Here is a 20,859-nt window from a genome sequence, read left to right as displayed (position 1 = left end):
TTAAGGGCTTCTTGCTCCATCCGGCGCTTATCTCCGGCACTCAATATGGCTTAGCTCTTGAAGGAGCATAGGAATCGTCTCATAGATCTCAGGGCGCGAATTAACATTTCTTGCGGCCGGTCGGTAAGCAGCGGTATTTCAACGGGATGGAAAAGCAAAAAGGCCGCATTCGCGGCCTTTTTTTCAGACGACAGCGGTGGTGAGCCGCGACGAGCAGCACAGTCGCTGCTGTTCATCGAAGATATCAATCTGCCACACCTGATGACGCCCGCCGGTATGCAGCGCGCGACAGACGCCACGCACCCGGCCGCTGCGCACGGCACGAATGTGGTTGGCATTCACCTCCAGCCCCACCACCTTCTGCTCCCCTTCGGTGCAGAGATAGCCCGCCACCGAGCCCAGGGTTTCGGCCAGCACCACGGAGGCACCGCCGTGCAGCAGGCCAAACGGCTGATGGGTGCGGCTATCCACCGGCATCGTGGCTTCAAGTTCCTCTTCGCCGATGCGGGTAAACTGGATGTCCAGCAGTCCCACCATATTCCCGTCGCCCATGGCGTTTAACGCCTGCAACGTGACCGCACGTTTCCAGATCATCCCATAATCTCCAGTAAGGCCTGCAGTGGATGGCGGACGCCGCTGCCCTCAACGCGTTTAACCTGGCTGCGGCAGGAGTAGCCGGTCGCCAGACAGCGGTTTCGCGGCAGACGCTGCATCGCCTGATGCCAGGAGAGCTCGTAGATCCCGAGCGAGTTCGCATGGTTCACCACCTCGTGCCCGTAGGTCCCGGCCATGCCACAACAGCCGACGCTGACGCTCTCCAGCTTCGCGCCGAAGCGGGCGAAGATCGCGGCCCACTGCGCAGGTGCCCCCGGCAGCGCGGTCACTTCGGTGCAGTGGCCGAACAGATACCACGGCTCGCCGCTGGTCTCCGGCACGGTTTGCGTGCTGACAACGGAGGGCAGCCACTCATGCACCAGCATCACGTGGAAGTCGCCGCGCTTGTCGCCGAGAGTCTGTTTGTACTCGTCGCGATAGCAGAGCACCAGCGCCGGATCGACGCCCACCATCGGCATACCCAACTCCGCCACCCGGCTAAGGAAGTCCGAGGTCTTTTGCGCCGTTTTCGCAAAGCGGTTAAGGAAGCCTTTAATGTGCTGCGCTTTGCCGTTGGGCGAGAACGGCAGCAGCACCGGCTGATACCCCAGCCGCTCGGCCAGACGGATAAAATCGGCCACCACCTGCGCATCGTAATAGCTGGTAAACGGATCCTGCACCACCAGCACGGTTTTCGCTTTTTGTTCGTCGCTCAGGGCTTCCAGCTGCTCGAGCGTCAGATTGGCGGAGCGGTGTCCGACCATCTGACGCTGCAGGGACGGCGTGGAGAGCAGCGGCAGGTCGATCATGCCGATATGCTTCTCAGAAAGTTTGCGCACCAGCGGCTGGTTGATAAAGAAGTTAAAGGTGCGCGGCGCGCGGGCCATCAGCGGGGCATAACTCTCTACCGTTGCCACCAGATGATCGCGCATCGGGCGCAGATAGCGGCTGTGATAGAGCTGCAGGAAGCGCGAGCGAAACTCCGGCACGTCGATCTTAATCGGGCACTGGGTGGAGCAGGCCTTACAGGCCAGACAGCCCGACATCGCCTCCTTCACCTCGTGGGAGAAATCATATTCCCCTTTGCGCGCATGCCAGCTGTTGCGGGTGCGTTCGACCAGGGTACGCAGGCTGGCGCGTTTTTCCGGCAGCTCTTTTTCCAGCGCCAGCGGATCCACGCCACGGTCAGCCAGCAGACGCAGCCACTCGCGTACCAGGGTCGCACGCCCTTTCGGGGAGTGAATACGGTTGCTGGTGATTTTCATCGACGGACACATCGGGCTTTTCGCATCGAAGTTAAAACACAGGCCGTTGCCGTTACACTCCATGGCGCCGCGCCAGGAGGCGCGCACGGCGATAGGGATCTGACGATCGAAGGTGCCGCGCTTGACCGCATCCACCTGCATCATCGGCGTATCAAGGCCTTCCGGCGGGCAGATTTTACCGGGGTTGAGGCGGTTGTCCGGGTCAAAAGCGGCTTTGATTTTGCGCAGCTCGCCGTACAGCTGCTCGCCAAAGAAGGCCGGACTGTACTCCGCGCGGAACCCCTTCCCGTGCTCGCCCCACAACAGGCCGCCGTACTTCGCGGTGAGCGCCACCACCTCGTCGGAGATCTGCTTCATCAGGATCTCCTGCTGCGGATCGCACATATCCAGCGCCGGGCGCACGTGCAGCACCCCGGCGTCGACATGGCCGAACATGCCGTAGCTCAGCCCGTGGCCGTCCAGCAGCGCGCGGAACTCAACGATATAGTCCGCCAGGTTTTCCGGCGGCACGCAGGTATCTTCGGCAAAGGGAATCGGCTTGGCCGCCCCTTTGGCGTTCCCCAGCAGACCCACCGCTTTTTTACGCATGGCATAGATACGCTCGATGCCAGCGAGATCGTTACACAGCTGCCAGCCAATCACTCCGCCCTCGCCCCGGGCGATAAGCTCGTCGAGGCGCTGGCAGAGGTTTTCAACCTGGCTTTCGATAAGCTCGGCGTCATCGCCGGCAAACTCGACGATGTTCAGACCGAGCATCTCTTTGTCAGGCACGTCGGCGATCAGCTCGCTGACCGAGTGCCAGACGATATCTTCCCGGGCCAGGTTGAGGACTTTGGAGTCGACGGTTTCTACCGACAGCGCGCGGGCATCCACCATAAAGGGCGCATTACGCAGCGCGGAGTCGAAGGAGTTGTACTTCACATTCACCAGGCGGCGCACTTTCGGCAGGCGGGTGATGTCGAGACGCGCCTCGGTGATAAAGGCCAGCGTTCCTTCAGAGCCGGTAAGGATGCGGGTTAAATCGAACTGGCTGAGATCGTCATTAAAGACATGACGCAGATCGTAGCCGGTCAGGAAGCGGTTCAGTTTCGGGAATTTATCGATAATCAGCTGACGGTTGTCGCGGCAGCGCTCCAGCACGGTGCGGTAGATGCGCCCGGTGGTGGTGTTGTCTTTCCCCAGCGTTTCGGCAAGCTGAACCGGCATCGGCTGGGTATCGAGGATATCGCCCCCCAGCAGCACAGCACGCACGCCAAGGACGTGATCGGAGGTTTTACCGTACACCAGCGATCCCTGGCCGGAGGCGTCGGTATTGATCATCCCGCCGAGGGTGGCGCGGTTACTGGTCGACAGCTCCGGGGCAAAAAAATAGCCGTAGGGCTTCAGGTACTGGTTCAGCTGATCCTTGATCACGCCGGCTTCCACCCGCACCCAGCCCTCTTCCGGGTTGATCTCAATGATGCGGTTCATGTAGCGGGACATGTCGACAACGATCCCCGTGTTCAGCGCCTGGCCGTTGGTGCCGGTACCGCCGCCGCGAGGAGTAAAGATTAATGAAGCGAAACGCTCCTGGGACGCCAGACGGGCAAGAAGCGCCACATCAGCGGTAGAACGGGGAAAAACGACTGCATCGGGAAGTAGCTGGTAGATACTGTTGTCGGTCGCCATCGTCAGCCTGTCGGCATAACGTGTGGCGGTATCGCCGGTAAAACCCTGTTGCTCCAGTGCCTGCAAAAAATTCAGCACCAGCTGAACGACGCCGGGTGCCTGAGAAATTTGTGGGATCATTACTGTCGACCCTGCCCAATCTGAATAGTTGTAGATAATCGTTTGCGTTGTGTCTCACATTTTTATCACATTTTAAACGTATCCGCCCGACAGAATTACAGGCAGAATCTGCCTGTTAAAAATCGCTGAAATCACTAATGATTATTGTGATGCGGTTTCATATTCTCGCCGGTCTGCCGGTGTTCTTAAAAGGTGAAATTCATTTATGGTCAATCGACATCAGCCCAGGGACGTTGCACAAATTTTGCTGTCGGTGCTGTTCCTTGCAATCATGATTATTGCGTGTCTGTGGATTGTTCAACCCTTTATTCTTGGCTTCGCATGGGCGGGAACCGTAGTGATCGCGACCTGGCCGCTGTTCATTCGCCTGGAGCGTTTGCTGTTTGGTCGCCGCACGCTGGCGGTACTGGTGATGACCCTGCTGCTGGTGCTGCTGTTTGTCATCCCGGTCGCGTTACTGGTGAACAGCCTGGTGGACGGCAGTGGCCCGCTCATCACCAGCATCACCAGCGGCGATATGACGTTGCCGGAGCTGGGCTGGCTAAACGACATCCCGCTGATTGGCGATAAGCTCTATGCCGGCTGGCACAACCTGCTGGATATGGGCGGCAGCGCCATTATGGCGAAAGTGCGCCCCTATATTGGCGCCACCACCACCTGGTTTGTTGGTACCGCGGCCCATCTTGGCCGCTTTGTTGTGCACTGCGTGCTGATGCTGCTGTTCAGCGCCCTGCTCTACTGGCGCGGCGAGCAGGTCGCCCTTGGGGTGCGTCATTTCGCCACCCGGCTGGCCTCGGCGCGCGGCGACGCGGCGATGCTGCTGGCGGCGCAGGCGGTGCGTGCTGTGGCGTTAGGGGTGGTGGTGACAGCGCTGGTGCAATCGGTGCTGGGCGGTATTGGGCTGGCAATCGCTGGCGTGCCTTATGCCACTCTCTTTACGGTGCTGATGCTGTTAACCTGCCTGATGCAGCTGGGGCCGTTGCTGGTGCTGGTTCCGGCGATTATCTGGCTCTACTGGAGCGGCGATACCACCTGGGGCACTTTCCTGCTGGTCTGGAGCTGCGTGGTGGGGACGATGGATAACGTGATTCGTCCGATACTGATCCGCATGGGTGCCGACCTGCCGCTGATTCTGATCCTCTCCGGCGTTATTGGCGGCTTGATTGCCTTTGGGATGATCGGTCTGTTTATCGGTCCGGTGCTGCTGGCCGTCTCCTGGCGACTCTTCTCCGCGTGGGTGCATGAAGTCCCGCTGCCGCCAACCGATCCCGATGTCCTGCTTGCCACGCTTAACGAGACAAACGAGCCGAAACAGTAGCGCTTCCGTTCTGGTGGGTTCGCCCACCAGAATGTTAAGCATCACTTATCAATTGGTTTTACCTTAAGCAGTACTAAAGCCTTTCCTGCCGCTAATTACTTCAATCTACTTCATAAATTCTTCATGCTTTTTAAACTATTGAGACGAATCTGATCGACGCAAAAATTGGCTATGCCTACTATTAGGTCACGGTTATGAATCAACAACACCTTGATTTATAAGCATGGAAATCCCCTGAGTGAAACAACGAATTGCTGTGTGTAGTCTTTGCCCATCTCCCACGATGGGCTTTTTTTTATCCATTTTTTGGCACAATCGTTAAGCAATACAGCGATGATTTTGAAAAAGAAATAAAGACGGCGGGGGATGGCAGGAAAAAGCCCCTTCCGCGTGGAAGGGGCCCGGGAGGATTACTTCTTCAGTTCGGCCAGGCTCAGCCAGGTTTGCACCACGGTGTCCGGGTTCAGGGACAGGCTGTCGATCCCCTCTTCCATCAGCCATGCGGCAAAGTCTTCATGGTCGGACGGACCCTGGCCACAGATGCCGACGTACTTGCCCTGTTTCTTCGCGGCACGGATGGCCATCGACAGCAGCGCTTTCACCGCCTCGTTACGCTCATCAAACAGCGCGGAGACCACGCCGGAGTCGCGATCCAGACCCAGCGCCAGCTGTGTCATATCGTTCGAACCGATAGAGAAGCCGTCGAAGTGCTCAAGGAACTGTTCTGCCAGCAGGGCGTTGGATGGGATCTCACACATCATGATGATTTTGAGCCCATTCTCGCCGCGCTTCAGCCCCTGACGCGCCAGCTCGTCAACCACCGCTTTCGCCTGATCCACGGTACGCACGAACGGCACCATGATCTCGACGTTGGTCAGGCCCATCTCGTTACGCACGCGTTTCACCGCCTCGCACTCCAGGGCAAAGCAGTCGCGGAAGCTGTCAGAGACATAACGACCGGCGCCACGGAAGCCCAGCATCGGGTTCTCTTCTTCCGGCTCGTAACGCTCGCCGCCCACCAGGTTGGCGTACTCGTTAGATTTGAAGTCGGAGAGACGCACGATCACGCGTTTCGGGAAGAAGGCAGCGCCCAGGGTCGCAATCCCTTCGGTCAGACGGCCGACGTAGAACTCTTTCGGCGAGTCGTAGCCCTTCATCATCTCGCGAATTTCTTTTTGCAGCTGCGGAGTCTGATCGTCGAACTCCAGCAGCGCACGCGGGTGGACCCCAATCATACGGTTGATGATGAACTCCAGACGCGCCAGGCCAACGCCTTCGTTTGGCAGACAGGCGAAGTCAAAGGCACGGTCAGGGTTGCCGACGTTCATCATGATCTTCAGCGGCAGGTCCGGCATGGTATCAACGCTTGAACTCTTCACGCTGAAGTCCAGCAGTTCGGCGTAGACGTAACCGGTGTCACCTTCGGCGCAGGAGACGGTGACGTTCTCATCGTCTTTCATGCGTTCGGTAGCATCACCGCAGCCTACAACTGCCGGAATACCCAGCTCACGGGCGATGATCGCCGCATGACAGGTACGTCCGCCACGGTTGGTAACAATCGCTGCCGCCTTTTTCATGATCGGTTCCCAGTCCGGGTCGGTCATGTCGGTAACCAGCACGTCGCCGGGCTGGATACGGTTCATTTCGCTGATGTCGTGGATCACTTTCACCGGGCCTGCGCCGATGCGGTGGCCGATGGCACGCCCTTCAGCGATGATTTTGCCCTGAGCATGCAGGGTATAACGCTCCATCACCTGGCCGCGGGAGCGGACGGTTTCCGGACGTGCCTGAACGATGAACAGCTTGCCGGTGTTGCCGTCTTTAGCCCATTCGATATCCATCGGACGGCCGTAGTGTTTCTCAATCTGCACCGCCTGCTTCGCCAGCTCCTGCACTTCGGCATCGGTGAGCGAGAAGCGGTCGCACTGCTCCTGCGGCACATCTTCAATGCGCACCTGCTTGCCGTGCTCCTGCGTCGGGGCGTAAATCATACGGATTTTTTTCGAGCCCATGGTGCGACGCACGATAGCCGGGCGATCCGCTGCCAGGGTTGGCTTGTGAACATAGAATTCGTCAGGGTTGACCGCCCCCTGCACCACCATCTCGCCCAGACCCCAGGCGGAGGTGATAAAGACCACCTGATCAAAACCCGATTCGGTATCAATAGAGAACATCACGCCTGATGAAGCCAGATCCGAACGCACCATGCGCTGCACGCCCGCTGACAGCGCAACGCCGCGGTGGTCGTAACCCTGATGCACGCGGTAAGAGATGGCGCGGTCGTTAAACAGGGAAGCAAACACATGTTTTACCGCCACCAGCACGGCGTCGTAGCCCTGTACGTTAAGGAAGGTCTCCTGCTGACCGGCAAAGGAGGCATCCGGCATATCTTCAGCGGTGGCGGAGGAGCGCACGGCAAAGGAGGCCTGAGCATCATCAGCGGAGAGCTGGTTATAGGCGTCGTGAATGGCTTTTTCCAGCTCAGGCTGGAAAGGTGTGTCGATGATCCACTGGCGGATTTGCGTCCCGGCTTTTGCAAGCTCAGAGACATCATCAATGTCCGTGTTATCCAGTAGTTCGTAAATGCGCTGGTTTACGCCGCTTTGATCCAGAAAATAGTTAAAAGCATCGGCGGTGGTAGCAAATCCATTCGGTACGGAGACACCCATACTGGACAGATTTGTAATCATTTCACCCAGGGAGGCATTTTTGCCTCCAACTCTGTCTACATCATTCATGCCGAGTTGGTTATACCAAAGCACCAGCGGTGACGAGCCATTGTTGGACATCGAAACAATCCTTTTATGATATATGAACGGGTTTTAAGAAACTCCTACTGCGTATTTATACTGTCATATTTATTCGCGCTAAAAAAACGGTGAATCGTGTAAGCAATTTTATTTTTTAGCTTTTAAGACTCTTCCCCCTTAAATGCTAACCCGATGATTCCTATGGATTCCCACAAAAAAACTCAGACTTTTGGGTGATTTTGAAAAATGAAACACCCCTTTCATTAAAAATAAAAATAGCGTTTCATTTTTAATTTCCTCCGCGCGTTGACTGTTGTATTTTACTTTTTTAATTTATGCTTTCAGTCAATTACATCTGATATACCGAGTGTGCAAAATGGATAATGCTGTCGATCGCCACGTTTTTTATATTTCCGATGGTACGGCGATCACCGCCGAGGTGCTGGGCCATGCGGTGATGTCGCAATTCCCGGTTTCCATTAACAGCATCACCCTGCCGTTTGTGGAAAACGAGAGCCGCGCCAGAGCGGTGAAAGATCAAATTGATGCCATTTACCAGCAGACCGGCGTGCGTCCGCTGGTGTTCTACTCGATTGTGATCCCGGAAATCCGTCAGATCATTTTGCAGAGCGAAGGTTTTTGTCAGGACATCGTGCAGGCGCTGGTGGCCCCGCTCCAGCAGGAGATGAAGCTGGATCCCACCCCGGTGGCGCACCGCACCCACGGCCTTAACCCGGCGAATATCACCAAATACGACGCCCGCATAGCTGCCATTGACTACACCCTCGCCCACGACGATGGTATCTCGCTGCGAAACCTCGATCAGGCTCAGGTCATTCTGCTTGGGGTGTCGCGCTGCGGTAAGACTCCTACCAGCCTCTATCTGGCTATGCAGTTCGGCATCCGCGCTGCCAACTACCCCTTTATAGCCGACGATATGGATAACCTTGTCCTCCCGGCCGCGCTCAAACCGCTCCAGCATAAGCTGTTTGGTCTGACCATTAACCCCGAACGACTGGCGGCCATCCGCGAGGAGCGCCGGGAAAACAGCCGCTATGCGTCGATGCGCCAGTGCCGGATGGAAGTGGCTGAGGTTGAGGCCCTGTATCGCAAGAACAACATTCCGTGGCTGAACAGTACTAACTATTCGGTAGAAGAGATTGCCACCAAAATTCTCGATATTATGGGCCTGAATCGCCGCATGTACTAACAGGCTAGTACATTGGTTCATTATCCTTTATACTCGCCCCCACAACAGGGCACGTTTGTGCCCTGCTCTTGAAATCAGCGGGGATTGGTTTAAGGTGATGCCCATCACTTCCCGGTAAGTTACCGATGAAGCACTACATTCTGAGAAATACCATGAACAAAACCGATGAACTCCGCACAGCGCGTATCGACAGCCTGGTGACGCCAGCAGAGCTGGCCCAGCGATACCCTGTTTCTGCGGCAGTGGCCGAACACGTGACAACGTCACGAAAACGCGTTGAAAAAATCCTCAATGGGGAAGATCGCCGCCTGCTGGTGATCGTAGGCCCTTGCTCCATCCACGATACTGATGCCGCTATGGACTACGCCCAGCGCCTGAAAGGGCTGCGGGATAAGCACCAGTCGCGCCTCGAGATCGTGATGCGCACCTACTTCGAGAAGCCGCGTACCGTGGTCGGCTGGAAGGGGCTTATCTCCGATCCCGATTTGAACGGCAGTTACCGGGTCAATCACGGCATTCAGCTGGCCCGCAAGCTGCTGCTGCAGGTTAACGAGCTTGGCGTGCCCACCGCCACCGAATTCCTGGATATGGTGACCGGACAGTTTATCGCCGACCTCATCAGCTGGGGGGCGATTGGTGCGCGCACCACCGAAAGCCAGATCCACCGTGAAATGGCCTCGGCGCTCTCCTGCCCGGTGGGCTTCAAAAATGGCACTGACGGTAATACCCGCATCGCGGTGGACGCCATCCGCGCGGCCCGCGCCAGCCACATGTTCCTGTCCCCGGACAAGAATGGCCAGATGACCATCTACCAAACCAGCGGCAACCCATACGGCCACATCATTATGCGTGGCGGTAAACAGCCGAACTATCATCCGCAGGACATCGCCGAAGCCTGCGACACCCTGCGCGAGTTCGACCTGCCGGAGCAGCTGGTGATCGATTTTAGCCACGGCAACTGCCAGAAGCAGCACCGCCGCCAGCTGGACGTCTGCGATGAGGTGTGCCAGCAGATCCGCAACGGCTCCAGCGCCATCGCCGGGATCATGGCCGAAAGTTTCCTGCGCGAAGGCACCCAAAAAGTGGTGGTTGGCCAGCCGATAACCTACGGTCAGTCCATTACCGACCCCTGCCTGAGCTGGGAAGATACCGAACTGCTGCTGGATAAACTGGCGGCGGCGGTGGATAGCCGTTTTTAAATTCTGCGCCGGGTGGCTGCTACGCTTTACCCGGCCTGCCAAACTACAGCGCGATATGCAGGCCCGGTAAGCGAAGCGCCACCGGGCTTTTTTTCATGCCGCACAAACCCCTAACCCCCACTCCCGTCACCTTTTTTTCACAAAACACTTGCCGTGATTTGCAGTTTGTTGATAATGATTATCATTGTTACATTGATTGCTATTTTGAAAAACATTATGTCACGTATGGATAACACCGCAGCAACGCTCACTCGTCCTGAAGACAAAACACAGCCTCCGGGCGCAACCGATCGCCGCATCGACAGCAAACAGCTGTTGGGCGAAGAGGGACGCGTCATTATCGAGCATGACGGCCAGCACTACCTGTTGCGCCAGACCCATGCCGGAAAATTAATCCTCACAAAATAAGCACCTTCGCCAGCCACCCAGGTTCCCCCCAGGCAGCCAGCGCTTTTCACTTTTAAATGGAGAGTGGCTCATGCCATACCTGAACACCGCGTCTTTACGCCCGTCGCTGCTGGCGCTGGCCATTACCACCGCTCTGCCGGGAATGGCCGTTGCCGCCACCGACGACATCACGGTAACCGCCACCGGAAACTCCCGCAGCGCCTTTGAAGCGCCAATGATGGTGAGCGTCATTGACGCCACCGCCCCGGAGAATCAAACCGCCAGCTCTGCCGCTGACCTGTTGCGCCATGTTCCCGGTCTGACCCTTGACGGCACCGGACGCACCAACGGTCAGGACGTGAATCTGCGCGGCTACGATCGTCGCGGCGTGCTGGTACTGGTGGACGGCGTCCGTCAGGGCACCGATACCGGCCACCTGAACAGCACCTTTCTCGACCCGGCGCTGATCAAACGTATTGAGATCGTGCGCGGCCCCTCCGCCCTGCTGTACGGCAGCGGCGCAATGGGCGGGGTAATCGCCTATGACACCGCCGATGCGAAAGACCTGCTTCAGGCCGGCCAGACCAGCGGTTTCCGCGTGTTTGGCACCGCCGCCACCGGCGATCACAGCCTTGGTATGGGAGCCAGCGCCTTTGGCCGAACCGATACCCTCGACGGCCTGGTGGCCTGGTCGAGCCGGGATCGCGGGGATATTCGTCAGGGCGGCGGTGAGACCGCACCGAATGACGAATCAATCAACAATATGCTGGCGAAAGGCAGCTGGCAGATGGATCAGGCCCAGTCCCTGAGCGGGTCGTTGCGCTACTACAACAACGCGGCGCAGGAGCCCAAAAATCCGCAGACCATCGAGGCGGACGACAGCAGTAACCCGATGACCGACCGCTCCACCATCCAGCGTGACGTGCAGCTGGGGTATCACATCGCCCCGGAGGGTAATGACTGGCTGAACGCCGATGCCCGGATCTACTGGTCCGAAGCGCGTATTAACGCCCAAAACATTGATGGCACCGGGGAATATCGCGAGCAGACAACCAAAGGCGGCAAAGTGGAAAACCGCACCCGCCTGTTCGCCGACTCTTTCGCCTCGCACCTGCTGACCTACGGCGGCGAGTATTACCGTCAGGAGCAGTCCCCCTCTGGCGCCACCACCGGCTTCCCGGATGCGAGCATCGACTTCAGCTCCGGCTGGCTGCAGGATGAGATCACCCTGCGCGATCTGCCCGTCACCCTGCTGGGCGGCACCCGCTACGATAACTACAGCGGCAGCAGCGACGGCTACGAGGACGTAGACGCCGATAAATGGTCATCCCGCGCCGGGATCACGGTCTCCCCGACCGACTGGCTGATGATGTTCGGCTCGTATGCCCAGGCCTTCCGCGCCCCGACGATGGGCGAGATGTACAACGATGCGAAGCACTTCTCCATTGGCCGGTTCTACACCAACTACTGGGTGCCGAACCCAAATCTGCGTCCGGAAACCAACGAAACCCAGGAGTACGGTGTTGGCCTGCGCTTTGACGATCTGATGCTTGCCAGTGATGCACTGGAGTTCAAAGCCAGCTACTTTGATACCAACGCCAAAGATTACATCTCCACCACTGTGGACTTCGCCGCCGCGACCACCATGTCGTACAACGTGCCGAACGCCAAAATCTGGGGCTGGGACATGATGGCGAAATACTCCGCCAGCCTGTTCAGCCTGGACGTGGCCTATAACCGTACCCGGGGCAAAGACACCGATACCGGGGAGTACATCTCCAGCATCAGTCCGGATACCGTCTCCAGCAAGCTGGACATCCCCCTGGCGCAGAGCGGCTTCAACGTGGGCTGGATTGGCACCTTCGCCGATCGTTCCACCCACGTGAGCAGCAGCTACAGCCAACAGCCGGGCTACGCGGTGAACGATTTCTATATCAGCTATCAGGGCCAGCAGGCGCTGAAGGGTGTGACCACCACTCTGGTGCTGGGTAACGCCTTCGACAAAGAGTACTGGTCTCCACAGGGCATCCCTCAGGATGGCCGCAACGGCAAGATTTTCGTGAGTTATCAGTGGTAATACCCCTGCCCCGGTTGCGGGGCATTTATCCGGAAGGAAGAGACAATGAATCACTACACACGCTGGCTTGAATTAAAAGAAGAAAATCCGGGGAAATATGCGCGTGATATCGCTGCGCTGATGGCCATCAGTGAAGCTGAACTGACGTATGCCCGGGTGGGCTACGATGCGTGGCGTCTGCATGGCGACATCCGCGAGATCCTCGGCGCGCTGGAAGCCGTGGGCGAAACCAAATGCATCTGCCGCAACGAATATGCGGTGCATGAGCAGGTGGGGACCTTTACGAATCAGCACCTGAACGGCCATGCCGGGCTGGTGCTTAACCCGCGCGCGCTGGATCTGCGCCTGTTCCTCAACCAGTGGGCGAGCGTGTTTCATATCAGCGAAACCACCGCCCGCGGCGAGCGCCAGAGCATCCAGTTTTTTGACCATCAGGGGGATGCGCTGCTGAAGGTCTACACCACCGACAACACCGATATCTCCGCCTGGGGCGACCTGCTGACCCGCTTTATCTTTGCCGATAACCCGCCGCTGGCGCTGAAGGCTGCCAATGTGAGCGCAGAGGTGGCTAACGCCGACGCCGCGACGGTGGACAGCGAGTGGCGCGCCATGACCGATGTGCACCAGTTCTTTGGGCTGCTGAAGCGCCACGGCCTGACCCGTCAGCAGGCGTTCCGTCTGGTGGGTGACGATCTGGCCTGTCAGGTGGATAACCGTGCCCTGGCGCAGCTGCTGGATACCGCCCGTCAGGACGCTAACGAGATCATGATCTTCGTCGGCAACCGCGGCTGCGTGCAGATATTCACCGGTGTGGTGGAGAAAGTGGTGCCGATGAAAGGCTGGCTCAACATCTTTAACCCGGCTTTTACCCTGCACCTGCTGGAAGAGTCCATCGCCGAAACCTGGGTGACGCGTAAACCGACCGCCGACGGCCACGTGACCAGCCTTGAGCTGTTTGCCGCCGACGGGACCCAGATCGCCCAGCTGTACGGTCAACGCACGGAAGGCGAACCTGAGCAGCGCCAGTGGCGTGCACAGATTGACGCCCTGACGGTGAAAGGGCTGGCCGCATGAGAAGACTGCTTGCCCTGATTGCCGCGCTGCCGCTGGCCGCCTTTGCCGCGCCGCAGGAGAAGATCGTGGCCCTTGGCGGGGACGTCACGGAGATTGTCTACGCCCTGGGTGCCGGAGATTCACTGGTGGCGCGCGACAGCACCAGCCAGTGGCCGGCGCAGGCCACCTCCCTGCCGGATGTGGGCTATCTGCGCCAGCTTAATGCCGAGGGGATTCTGGCGATGCGTCCGACGCTGGTGCTGGCCAGCGCCCAGGCGCAGCCTTCGCTGGCGCTCAAACAGGTCGGGCAAAGCAACATCAACGTGGTGACGGTGCCGGGCAGCAATGCGCTCAGCGTTATCGACGAGAAAGTGCGCGTGGTGGCGCAGGCGACGCACCGCGTCTCCGAAGGCGAAACCCTGCGCCAGCGTCTGAAGCAGGAGCTGGCCGCTATGCCCTCCTCCCCGCTTAACAAGCGGGTGCTGTTCATTCTTAATCACGGCGGGATGACCGCCATGGCCGCCGGGCAGGATACCGGGGCCGATGCGGCGATCCGCGCGGCGGGTCTGCGCAACGCCATGCAGGGCTTCTCCCGTTACCAGCCGCTCTCTCAGGAGGGTGTGATCGCCAGCCAGCCGGATCTGGTGGTGATTTCGCAGGACGGCGTGAAAGCGATGGGCGGAGAAGAGAATCTGTGGACGCTGCCAGGTCTGGCGCACACCCCTGCCGGGCGTAATAAGCAGGTGTTACAGATTGACGACATGGCGCTGTTGGGGTTCAGCGTGCGTACCCCGCAGGCGATTAGACAGCTACGCAATAAAGCCGAGCAACTGCCCTGATGCCTCGCCGTATACACTGTTCGCTGTGGGGACTGGCGCTGATGCTGGCCCTGATGACGCTGCTGGCCACCGGGTTTGGCGCGTTGCGTCTGCCGGTGAGCCTGCTCTGGAGCGGCACCGACGAGGCGCTGCGCCAGATCTGGCTCACCATTCGCCTGCCGCGCGTGCTGCTGGCGCTGGTAATTGGCGGTGCCCTGGCGCTGGCGGGCTGCGTGATGCAGGGACTGTTTCGTAACCCCCTCGCCGACCCCGGCCTGCTGGGGATCAGCAGCGGTGCCGCCTGCGCCGTTGCGCTATGGGTGGTGCTGCCCGTTACCCTGCCCGCCCTGCTGATGCTCTATGCCCCGATGCTGGCGGCCTTTCTCGGCGCCCTGGCTGCAACAGTCGTCATTTTCCTGCTCAGCCAGCAGCGGGAGAGTTCGCTCTCGCGCCTGCTGCTGGTGGGCATCGCCATTAACGCCCTGTGCGGCGCGGCGGTGGGGGTGCTCTCGTGGGTGAGTAATGACGCCCAGTTGCGCCAGCTGTCCCTGTGGGGAATGGGCAGCCTCGGCCAGGCCCAGTGGTCCACCCTGCTGGCGGTCACCTCGCTGATGATCCCGACGGTGCTGATTATCTGGCGGCTGGCGGCGGCTCTGAATCTGCTGCAGCTTGGTGAGGAAGAGGCGCATTATCTGGGTGTCGATGTGCGGATCGTCCAGCGCCTTCTGCTGTTATGCAGCGCCCTACTGGTGGCCGCCGCGGTGGCCGTCAGCGGCGTAATCGGCTTTATTGGCCTGGTGGTACCGCACCTGGTACGCATGTGGCTGGGGTCAGATCACCGGGCGGTGATCCCCGGCTCGGTGCTGGCGGGGGCCTTTTTGCTGCTGATCGCCGATACCGCTGCGCGCACGCTGGTGGCCCCGGCGGAGATGCCGGTGGGGTTGCTGACCAGTATTCTTGGCGCCCCCTGGTTCCTGTGGCTTATTTTTCGTCGTGGAGGCCAGCATGGCTGACTCTTTTATCGCCCAAGGCTTAACCTACAGCCTGGCAGGCCGGGCGGTGCTAAACGATGTCTCCCTGTCCCTTTCGCAGGGAGAACTGGTGGCGCTGATCGGCCCTAACGGCGCAGGGAAATCCACCCTGCTGCGCCTGTTAACCGGCTATCTCAAGCCGGATTCAGGGCGCTGCCTGCTGGCCGGTAAAGCGCTGGACGGCTGGAGTACGCAGCGTTTATCCCGGTTGCGGGCGGTGATGCGCCAGCAAACCCAGCTCGGTTTTGACTGGCCGGTTGAGGGGGTGATCGGTATGGGCCGCTCGCCGTGGACGCAACAGCCCGAGCCGCAGATCGTCAGCGAGGTGATGCAGCTTACCGGCTGCCAGACCCTGGCCGGCCGCCGGTATGCAGCTCTGTCGGGGGGAGAGCAACAGCGCGTTCAGCTGGCCCGGGCGCTGGCCCAGCTGTGGTGCGAGGGTGCGCCCCGGGGGTGGTTATTTCTTGATGAACCGACATCGGCGCTGGATCTCTATCACCAGCAGCATCTGCTGCGTCTGCTGAAGGTTCTCGTTCAGGGGGGAAAACTGCACGTCTGCGTGGTGCTGCACGATCTCAATCTGGCCGCCTTATGGGCAGACCGGATCGTGCTCCTGCATGAGGGAAGGATTGTCTCACAGGGAACACCGAAGAAGGTGTTACACGCTGATAACCTCTCCCGCTGGTATCGCGCTGAGGTTCATGTGGGCCAGCATCCGCTTAACACCAGCCCGCAGGTTTTTCTTAACCCCTAGCTTGAACAACTCACCTCCAGCCGTTTGCCCCAGTCCGGCGGACGGCTGATATAGTCATCGCTGCGGTCGGCAAACGGCGTCCGCAGCGCCTCGTGTAAGCGGTGAAGCTCGGCGTAATCGCCTTTTTCAGCCTGCTCGATCGCCCGCTGCGCCAGCCAGTTACGCAACACCATTGCCGGATTGACGGCGTTCATCTCCGCCTGGCGCACCTCGTCCGCCACGTTCTCCTGCTGCAGACGCGCGCGGTAGGTCGCAAACCAGTCATCAAACGCCTGGCGATCGATAAACTCGTCCCGCAGCGGCGAGGCGGCGCTGTGCTGTTCGGTTTGTCCCAGCATGCGCATGGTGCGGGTGTAGTCGCTGCCTTCCCGTGCCATCAGCGCAAACAGGTTGTTCAGCAGCTCGTTATCGCCCTTCTCCTGGGTCATCAGCCCCAGCTTGCGGCGCATCAGTTTACCGTACTGCTGGAGCAATACTTCCTGATAGCTGTCCAGCGCGTCGTTCAGCGCATCCACGTCAATAAAGGGTGACAGCGCTTGCGCCAGGCGCTGCAGGTTCCACAGGCCCACCGCAGGCTGGTTATCAAAGCTGTAACGCCCCTGATAGTCGGAGTGGTTGCAAATATAGCCCGGCTGATAGTCATCAAGGAAACCGTACGGGCCGTAATCGATGGTCAGGCCGAGGATCGACATGTTATCGGTATTCATCACGCCATGCGCAAAGCCCACCGTCTGCCAGCAGGCAATGAGCGATGCGGTACGTGCTACCACGTCGCGGAACCAGAGGATGTACTTATCGGCCTCGTCCTGCCACTGGGGCCAGTGATGGCGAATGACAAAATCAGCCAGCTGGCGCACTTTCTCCGGCTCGCGGCGATAGTAGAAGTGTTCGAAATGGCCGAAGCGGGCGTGGCTCTGAGCAACGCGGATCATCATCGCGCCCTGCTCCATGGTCTCACGGGCCACCGGGGTATCGCTCGTGACAATCGACAGCGCGCGGGTGGTGGGAATACCCAGGGCGTGCATCGCTTCGGAGGCAAGGCTTTCGCGGATGGTGGAGCGCAGCACGGCGCGGCCATCGCCCATACGTGAATAAGGCGTGAGCCCGGCGCCTTTCAGGTGCCAGTCCAGGGTTTGTCCGTTAGCGAGCAGCTGTTCGCCGAGCAGGATCCCTCGCCCATCCCCTAACTGACCGGCCCAGACGCCAAACTGATGTCCGCTGTAGACCTGGGCCAGCGGCTGCATGCCGGGCAGCAGGGTTTCGCCGCCAGACACGCCAGCCCCCTGATCCGGGCTGAACAGCGATTCCGGGATCCCCAGTTCCGCGGCCAGCGCCCTGTTATGCCAGATCAGGCGGGCATTGCTCAGGGGAGTGGGTTTCAGGGCCGTATAAAAGCCGGGTAATTCATCATGCCAGTGCGCGGTAAAAGACAGGGTCATAGGTCCTCCTGCTTTTAGTGTAGTGGGTTTAGCAGCGGTTAAACACCGGGTAAGGCAAGGGTTATCCCTGCACCAGGGCGGTGATGCGTTCAAGGGGAACGGCAGGCCACAGGCCACCCTGCATGGCGCTAAAGCCGTATACCGACAACCGTTGCAGGACCACGTCATCGTCCACGCCCGCAACCATCAGCGACTGACAGTAGGGTGATATCTGGATGAAGATCGCCCGCAAAAAGGGATCGAATGTATTTTCAGTGAGCTGTTGCTGAATGAAGTTTTTGTCCAGCGCCACACGTTTAAACATGCCGTCAAAAATGGCTTTGGTTGAAGCATCACCGGCGCCAAAATTGCCCAGCACCAGCGGATAGCGCAAAGCAAAATTCATTAGCGTGGTATTCATATTGCCTTTATTGAGATCCGGGTAGTTCTCATAAATGGTAAACTCCAGCCACGGATATCGTTCACATATTGAAACACCTTCGTCATTTGTTATCAGGTATTCAACTATTACCGACGAAATATTTATCCATGCAATAAGCTGCTGCTGAATAAAAAAGAGCTTACAGGTTTCGAGCAGGGCGAGCTGCTCCTGAAAGAGCATTAACTCCTGCGCAGGGGACAGCAAAGGGCGCACCAGTTCGGTAGGAATACGCACCTGGTTGTTAACGCCAACGAAGTTAACGTTTATTTCCAGACCGATCAGCGCTCCCGAATCATGGCGCGCGGGGACTAATAAAAATTCAGTTTGATAAGCAATATCCAGCATCACAATCATCGCGTCCGTCCTGATTTAAAGACGATACAAGACATCCTGAAACATATGCTGAAGTAATTCAACCATTTGGATTTTATAAAGAATAATCTCATTCGTTCCATTTAATTTTCGGATTTTCCTTAGTCCTGAAAATAATCTTATCCTGGATAAATCTTAATAGCCAGTTTTCCTGACTGCCAGAATTGCCTGAAATTAATTCAGCCTGCTGGACATCCAAAATTATTGGCATGAAACGAATCTCATTTAATGGAAACACCAGCGTCGCGCCGGACGGCGCGACGAGGTTAAATGCGCCGGGCTTGCCAGAAGTTTTTGCGCCAGTAAACGTTATTGAGAGAAGAGCGCATCACGCCGCGGCTGGTTGAAGCATGAATAAATTGATTGTCTGTATCGTATATTCCGACGTGCAGGCCGCTTTCGCCTGACCCGGTTTTAAAGAACACCAGATCCCCCGGCAACAGATCGTCTTTATCAATTTCAGTGCCTATTGTCGCCTGCTGGCGGGTTTCACGCGGCAACTGCAACGCAAACCGATCGCGAAACGTCAGCAAAACAAAACCCGAGCAATCAACGCCGCCGCGCGACATTCCCCCGTAGCGGTAAGGCGTACCGCCCCAGCTGTGCAGTTGATCGTTGAGACCCGCAATCACCGCGATAGAATCAGACAGCCGCGCGTTCGGCGGCGGCGTGCGATGGCTACTGCATCCTGCCAGAAATAGCGCGGCGACCAGGAGAAAACAGAATCGCATTCCCGACGACTCCTCTGAATTTTTGGATTTTCTGTAATTTAGCCTGTGAATATGTCGCTGTGCAACAAGCGGTTATTCCTGAGACGTTGAAACGATCATTCTGTGACCTTCAATGTCCAGACGGCGGAAAGGCATACCATAAGCTTTCGCCAGATTGGGGGGCGTCAGGACGCTGTCACGCGCGCCGCTGGCGATGAGCTGCCCCCGTTTCAGCAGCCAGACGCGGTGCGCATGACGCAGCGTATGGTTGAGGTCATGGCTGCTCATTACCACCGCAATCCCCTGCCGCGACAGCGCACTTAACGCTCTGTCGAGCGCCACCTGCTGGGCCACGTCGAGGCTGCTCATCGGCTCATCAAGCAACAGCAGCTTTCCGTGGGGATTGCCCTGCGGATGAATTTGCAGGATCACCGCCGCCAGCCTCACGCGTTGCCACTCTCCGCCCGAAAGCTGGCTGACGTGCCGGGAGAGCTTATCCTCAATACCCAGCATTGCCGCGACGGCATTTAACAGCCCCTTTTGCCGATCAGAGAGCTGGTGCAGCGTCAGATAGTGCCAGACCGGCATGGCAAATGGCGCAGTTTGCTGCTGCGCCAGATACGCCCTTCGGCTGGCCAGTGACGCGGAAGACCACCGGGACAGCGGTTCTTCAAGCAAGGTGATCTCCCCTTCGCCCCCGGTCAACCCCGCCATTCGGGAAAGCAAGGTGCTTTTCCCGGCGCCGTTCGGGCCGACGAGATGAACGATCTCCCCGGAATTGACGGCGATGTCGAGCGGGCCCAACCGCCCTTTTACCGCCACGCCGCTGAGCTGCATCAGAACGGTCATTAGCTGGCCAGCGCCTGCTTAACTGCGGCGGTGATGGCCGGATCGTCAGGCGTCATGTCCGGGGAGAAGCGCTGGATCACGTTGCCGTCACGTCCGATCAGAAACTTTTCAAAATTCCACAGGATGTCGTCCGGGTAGAGCGGCGCGCGCCCTTTGCTGGCCATACGCTCATAGAAGCCGCTGCCTTCTGGCGCAACAGCGGTCGGCGCGGCCGCCACCAGCTTCTGATAGACCGGGTGGCGATTGTCACCGTTCACATCCACTTTGCTGAACATCGGGAAGGTGACGCCATAAGTGGTGCTGCAGAACGTTTTAATCTCTTCTTCGCTACCTGGCTCCTGGCCGAGAAACTGGTTGCACGGGAAGCCAAGCACGGTGAAGCCCTCTTTTTCCCACGCCTTTTGCATCGCCTCCAGTTGCTCGTACTGCGGCGTCAGGCCGCATTTAGAGGCTACATTCACCACCAGCAGAACCTTGCCCTTATAGCCTTCCAGGGTGGTCTTTTCTCCATCGATGGTCGTCACTTCGGTGTTCAGAATATCGTTCGGCATAGCAGTCCCTCAGGTTGTCGTTCAGATTGGCAGCTTTAGCGGCCCGCTTTAAATAATAGCCCGATAAAGGCCAGGTTCTGCAAATCTTTTGTGAATCATAATTTTACAGGGGAGCCCGGGCTGCTTTAACGTAGCGCCCGGTCAATCGTTATTGTTCGCGCTGCGCCACGAAAGCAAAGGTCGAAGAGTTTTCTGAAGAACCCCGTGATGAAATATTGGGTACCGTGGTGGTATTTGAAGACCTTTATAATAGCCGCTGGGTTCTTTATCAGA

General features: G+C 58.4%; 17 protein-coding genes and 1 other RNA gene. 10 read left to right on the top strand and 8 right to left on the bottom strand.

From position 1 onward, the window contains the following. Positions 1–183: 183 nt before the first annotated feature. Positions 184–594, bottom strand: a complete 411-nt coding sequence (gene menI / locus NB069_RS09350) for a 1,4-dihydroxy-2-naphthoyl-CoA hydrolase (protein ID WP_250589084.1) — start codon at positions 592–594, stop codon at positions 184–186. Further along, the gene (gene ydiJ, locus NB069_RS09345; RefSeq protein WP_250589083.1) at positions 591–3,647 is read right to left on the bottom strand and encodes a D-2-hydroxyglutarate dehydrogenase YdiJ; all 3,057 of its coding nucleotides are present in this window, start codon (positions 3,645–3,647) and stop codon (positions 591–593) included. The genes menI and ydiJ overlap by 4 nt, the downstream gene beginning before the upstream one ends. A gap of 205 nt (positions 3,648–3,852) precedes the next feature. Here ydiJ and ydiK point away from each other — a divergent pair, with 205 nt between their 5' ends. Beyond that, entirely contained in the window at positions 3,853–4,965 is a 1,113-nt protein-coding gene (ydiK, locus tag NB069_RS09340) for an AI-2E family transporter YdiK (protein WP_250589082.1), read from the top strand. A 188-nt stretch (positions 4,966–5,153) separates the two neighbouring features. After that, positions 5,154–5,264, top strand: an RNA gene (rprA, locus tag NB069_RS09335) — antisense sRNA RprA. A 111-nt stretch (positions 5,265–5,375) separates the two neighbouring features. Here the strand turns inward: rprA and ppsA are convergent. Continuing rightward, positions 5,376–7,754 carry a phosphoenolpyruvate synthase gene (gene ppsA, locus NB069_RS09330; RefSeq protein WP_250589081.1) on the bottom strand — a complete coding sequence of 793 codons (2,379 nt, stop codon included), beginning with the start codon at positions 7,752–7,754 and terminating at the stop codon, positions 5,376–5,378. Between the two features lie 337 nt (positions 7,755–8,091). Here ppsA and ppsR point away from each other — a divergent pair, with 337 nt between their 5' ends. The 8 genes from ppsR (at position 8,092) to NB069_RS09290 (ending at position 16,244) form a co-directional block, all read left to right on the top strand. After that, on the top strand, positions 8,092–8,925 hold the full coding sequence (gene ppsR / locus NB069_RS09325) for a posphoenolpyruvate synthetase regulatory kinase/phosphorylase PpsR (RefSeq protein ID WP_250589080.1): 834 nt from the start codon (positions 8,092–8,094) through the stop codon (positions 8,923–8,925). 152 nt (positions 8,926–9,077) lie between these two features. Continuing rightward, on the top strand, positions 9,078–10,124 hold the full coding sequence (gene aroH / locus NB069_RS09320; protein ID WP_250589079.1) for a 3-deoxy-7-phosphoheptulonate synthase AroH: 1,047 nt from the start codon (positions 9,078–9,080) through the stop codon (positions 10,122–10,124). Positions 10,125–10,298: 174 nt separating this feature from the next. Beyond that, complete coding sequence (hemP, locus tag NB069_RS09315; protein ID WP_250589078.1) at positions 10,299–10,532, top strand: hemin uptake protein HemP; 234 nt, start codon at positions 10,299–10,301, stop codon at positions 10,530–10,532. Between the two features lie 70 nt (positions 10,533–10,602). Beyond that, the gene (locus tag NB069_RS09310) at positions 10,603–12,588 is read left to right on the top strand and encodes a TonB-dependent hemoglobin/transferrin/lactoferrin family receptor (RefSeq protein ID WP_250589077.1); all 1,986 of its coding nucleotides are present in this window, start codon (positions 10,603–10,605) and stop codon (positions 12,586–12,588) included. A 45-nt stretch (positions 12,589–12,633) separates the two neighbouring features. Further along, complete coding sequence (gene chuS, locus NB069_RS09305; protein WP_250589076.1) at positions 12,634–13,662, top strand: hematinate-forming heme oxygenase ChuS; 1,029 nt, start codon at positions 12,634–12,636, stop codon at positions 13,660–13,662. Continuing rightward, on the top strand, positions 13,659–14,480 hold the full coding sequence (locus tag NB069_RS09300) for a heme/hemin ABC transporter substrate-binding protein (protein ID WP_250589075.1): 822 nt from the start codon (positions 13,659–13,661) through the stop codon (positions 14,478–14,480). Before chuS ends, NB069_RS09300 begins: the two co-directional genes overlap by 4 nt. Further along, positions 14,480–15,472, top strand: coding sequence for a FecCD family ABC transporter permease (locus NB069_RS09295; RefSeq protein ID WP_250589074.1), 993 nt, complete (start codon positions 14,480–14,482; stop codon positions 15,470–15,472). The genes NB069_RS09300 and NB069_RS09295 overlap by 1 nt, the downstream gene beginning before the upstream one ends. Then, positions 15,465–16,244, top strand: a complete 780-nt coding sequence (locus tag NB069_RS09290; protein WP_250589073.1) for a heme ABC transporter ATP-binding protein — start codon at positions 15,465–15,467, stop codon at positions 16,242–16,244. Before NB069_RS09295 ends, NB069_RS09290 begins: the two co-directional genes overlap by 8 nt. Here NB069_RS09290 and selO read toward each other — a convergent pair. The 5 genes from selO to NB069_RS09265 all read right to left on the bottom strand — a co-directional run bounded on the left by selO (position 16,241) and on the right by NB069_RS09265 (position 20,586). Next, positions 16,241–17,683, bottom strand: coding sequence for a protein adenylyltransferase SelO (gene selO / locus NB069_RS09285; RefSeq protein ID WP_250589072.1), 1,443 nt, complete (start codon positions 17,681–17,683; stop codon positions 16,241–16,243). The genes NB069_RS09290 and selO overlap by 4 nt on opposite strands. A gap of 61 nt (positions 17,684–17,744) precedes the next feature. Beyond that, positions 17,745–18,458, bottom strand: a complete 714-nt coding sequence (locus tag NB069_RS09280; RefSeq protein ID WP_250589071.1) for an EAL domain-containing protein — start codon at positions 18,456–18,458, stop codon at positions 17,745–17,747. A gap of 284 nt (positions 18,459–18,742) precedes the next feature. Beyond that, positions 18,743–19,207, bottom strand: coding sequence for an NlpC/P60 family protein (locus tag NB069_RS09275; protein WP_250589070.1), 465 nt, complete (start codon positions 19,205–19,207; stop codon positions 18,743–18,745). Between the two features lie 72 nt (positions 19,208–19,279). Further along, positions 19,280–20,035 carry a vitamin B12 ABC transporter ATP-binding protein BtuD gene (btuD, locus tag NB069_RS09270; RefSeq protein WP_250589069.1) on the bottom strand — a complete coding sequence of 252 codons (756 nt, stop codon included), beginning with the start codon at positions 20,033–20,035 and terminating at the stop codon, positions 19,280–19,282. Then, positions 20,035–20,586, bottom strand: coding sequence for a glutathione peroxidase (locus NB069_RS09265; protein ID WP_250589068.1), 552 nt, complete (start codon positions 20,584–20,586; stop codon positions 20,035–20,037). The genes btuD and NB069_RS09265 overlap by 1 nt, the downstream gene beginning before the upstream one ends. Positions 20,587–20,859: the final 273 nt, after the last annotated feature.

This window comes from Leclercia adecarboxylata, assembly GCF_023639785.1.
In the GTDB taxonomy this organism is placed as follows: domain Bacteria; phylum Pseudomonadota; class Gammaproteobacteria; order Enterobacterales; family Enterobacteriaceae; genus Enterobacter; species Enterobacter adecarboxylatus_D.
The sequence above is the reverse complement of the archived record's forward strand: the minus strand, read 5'-3'. Positions and strand labels throughout refer to the sequence as shown.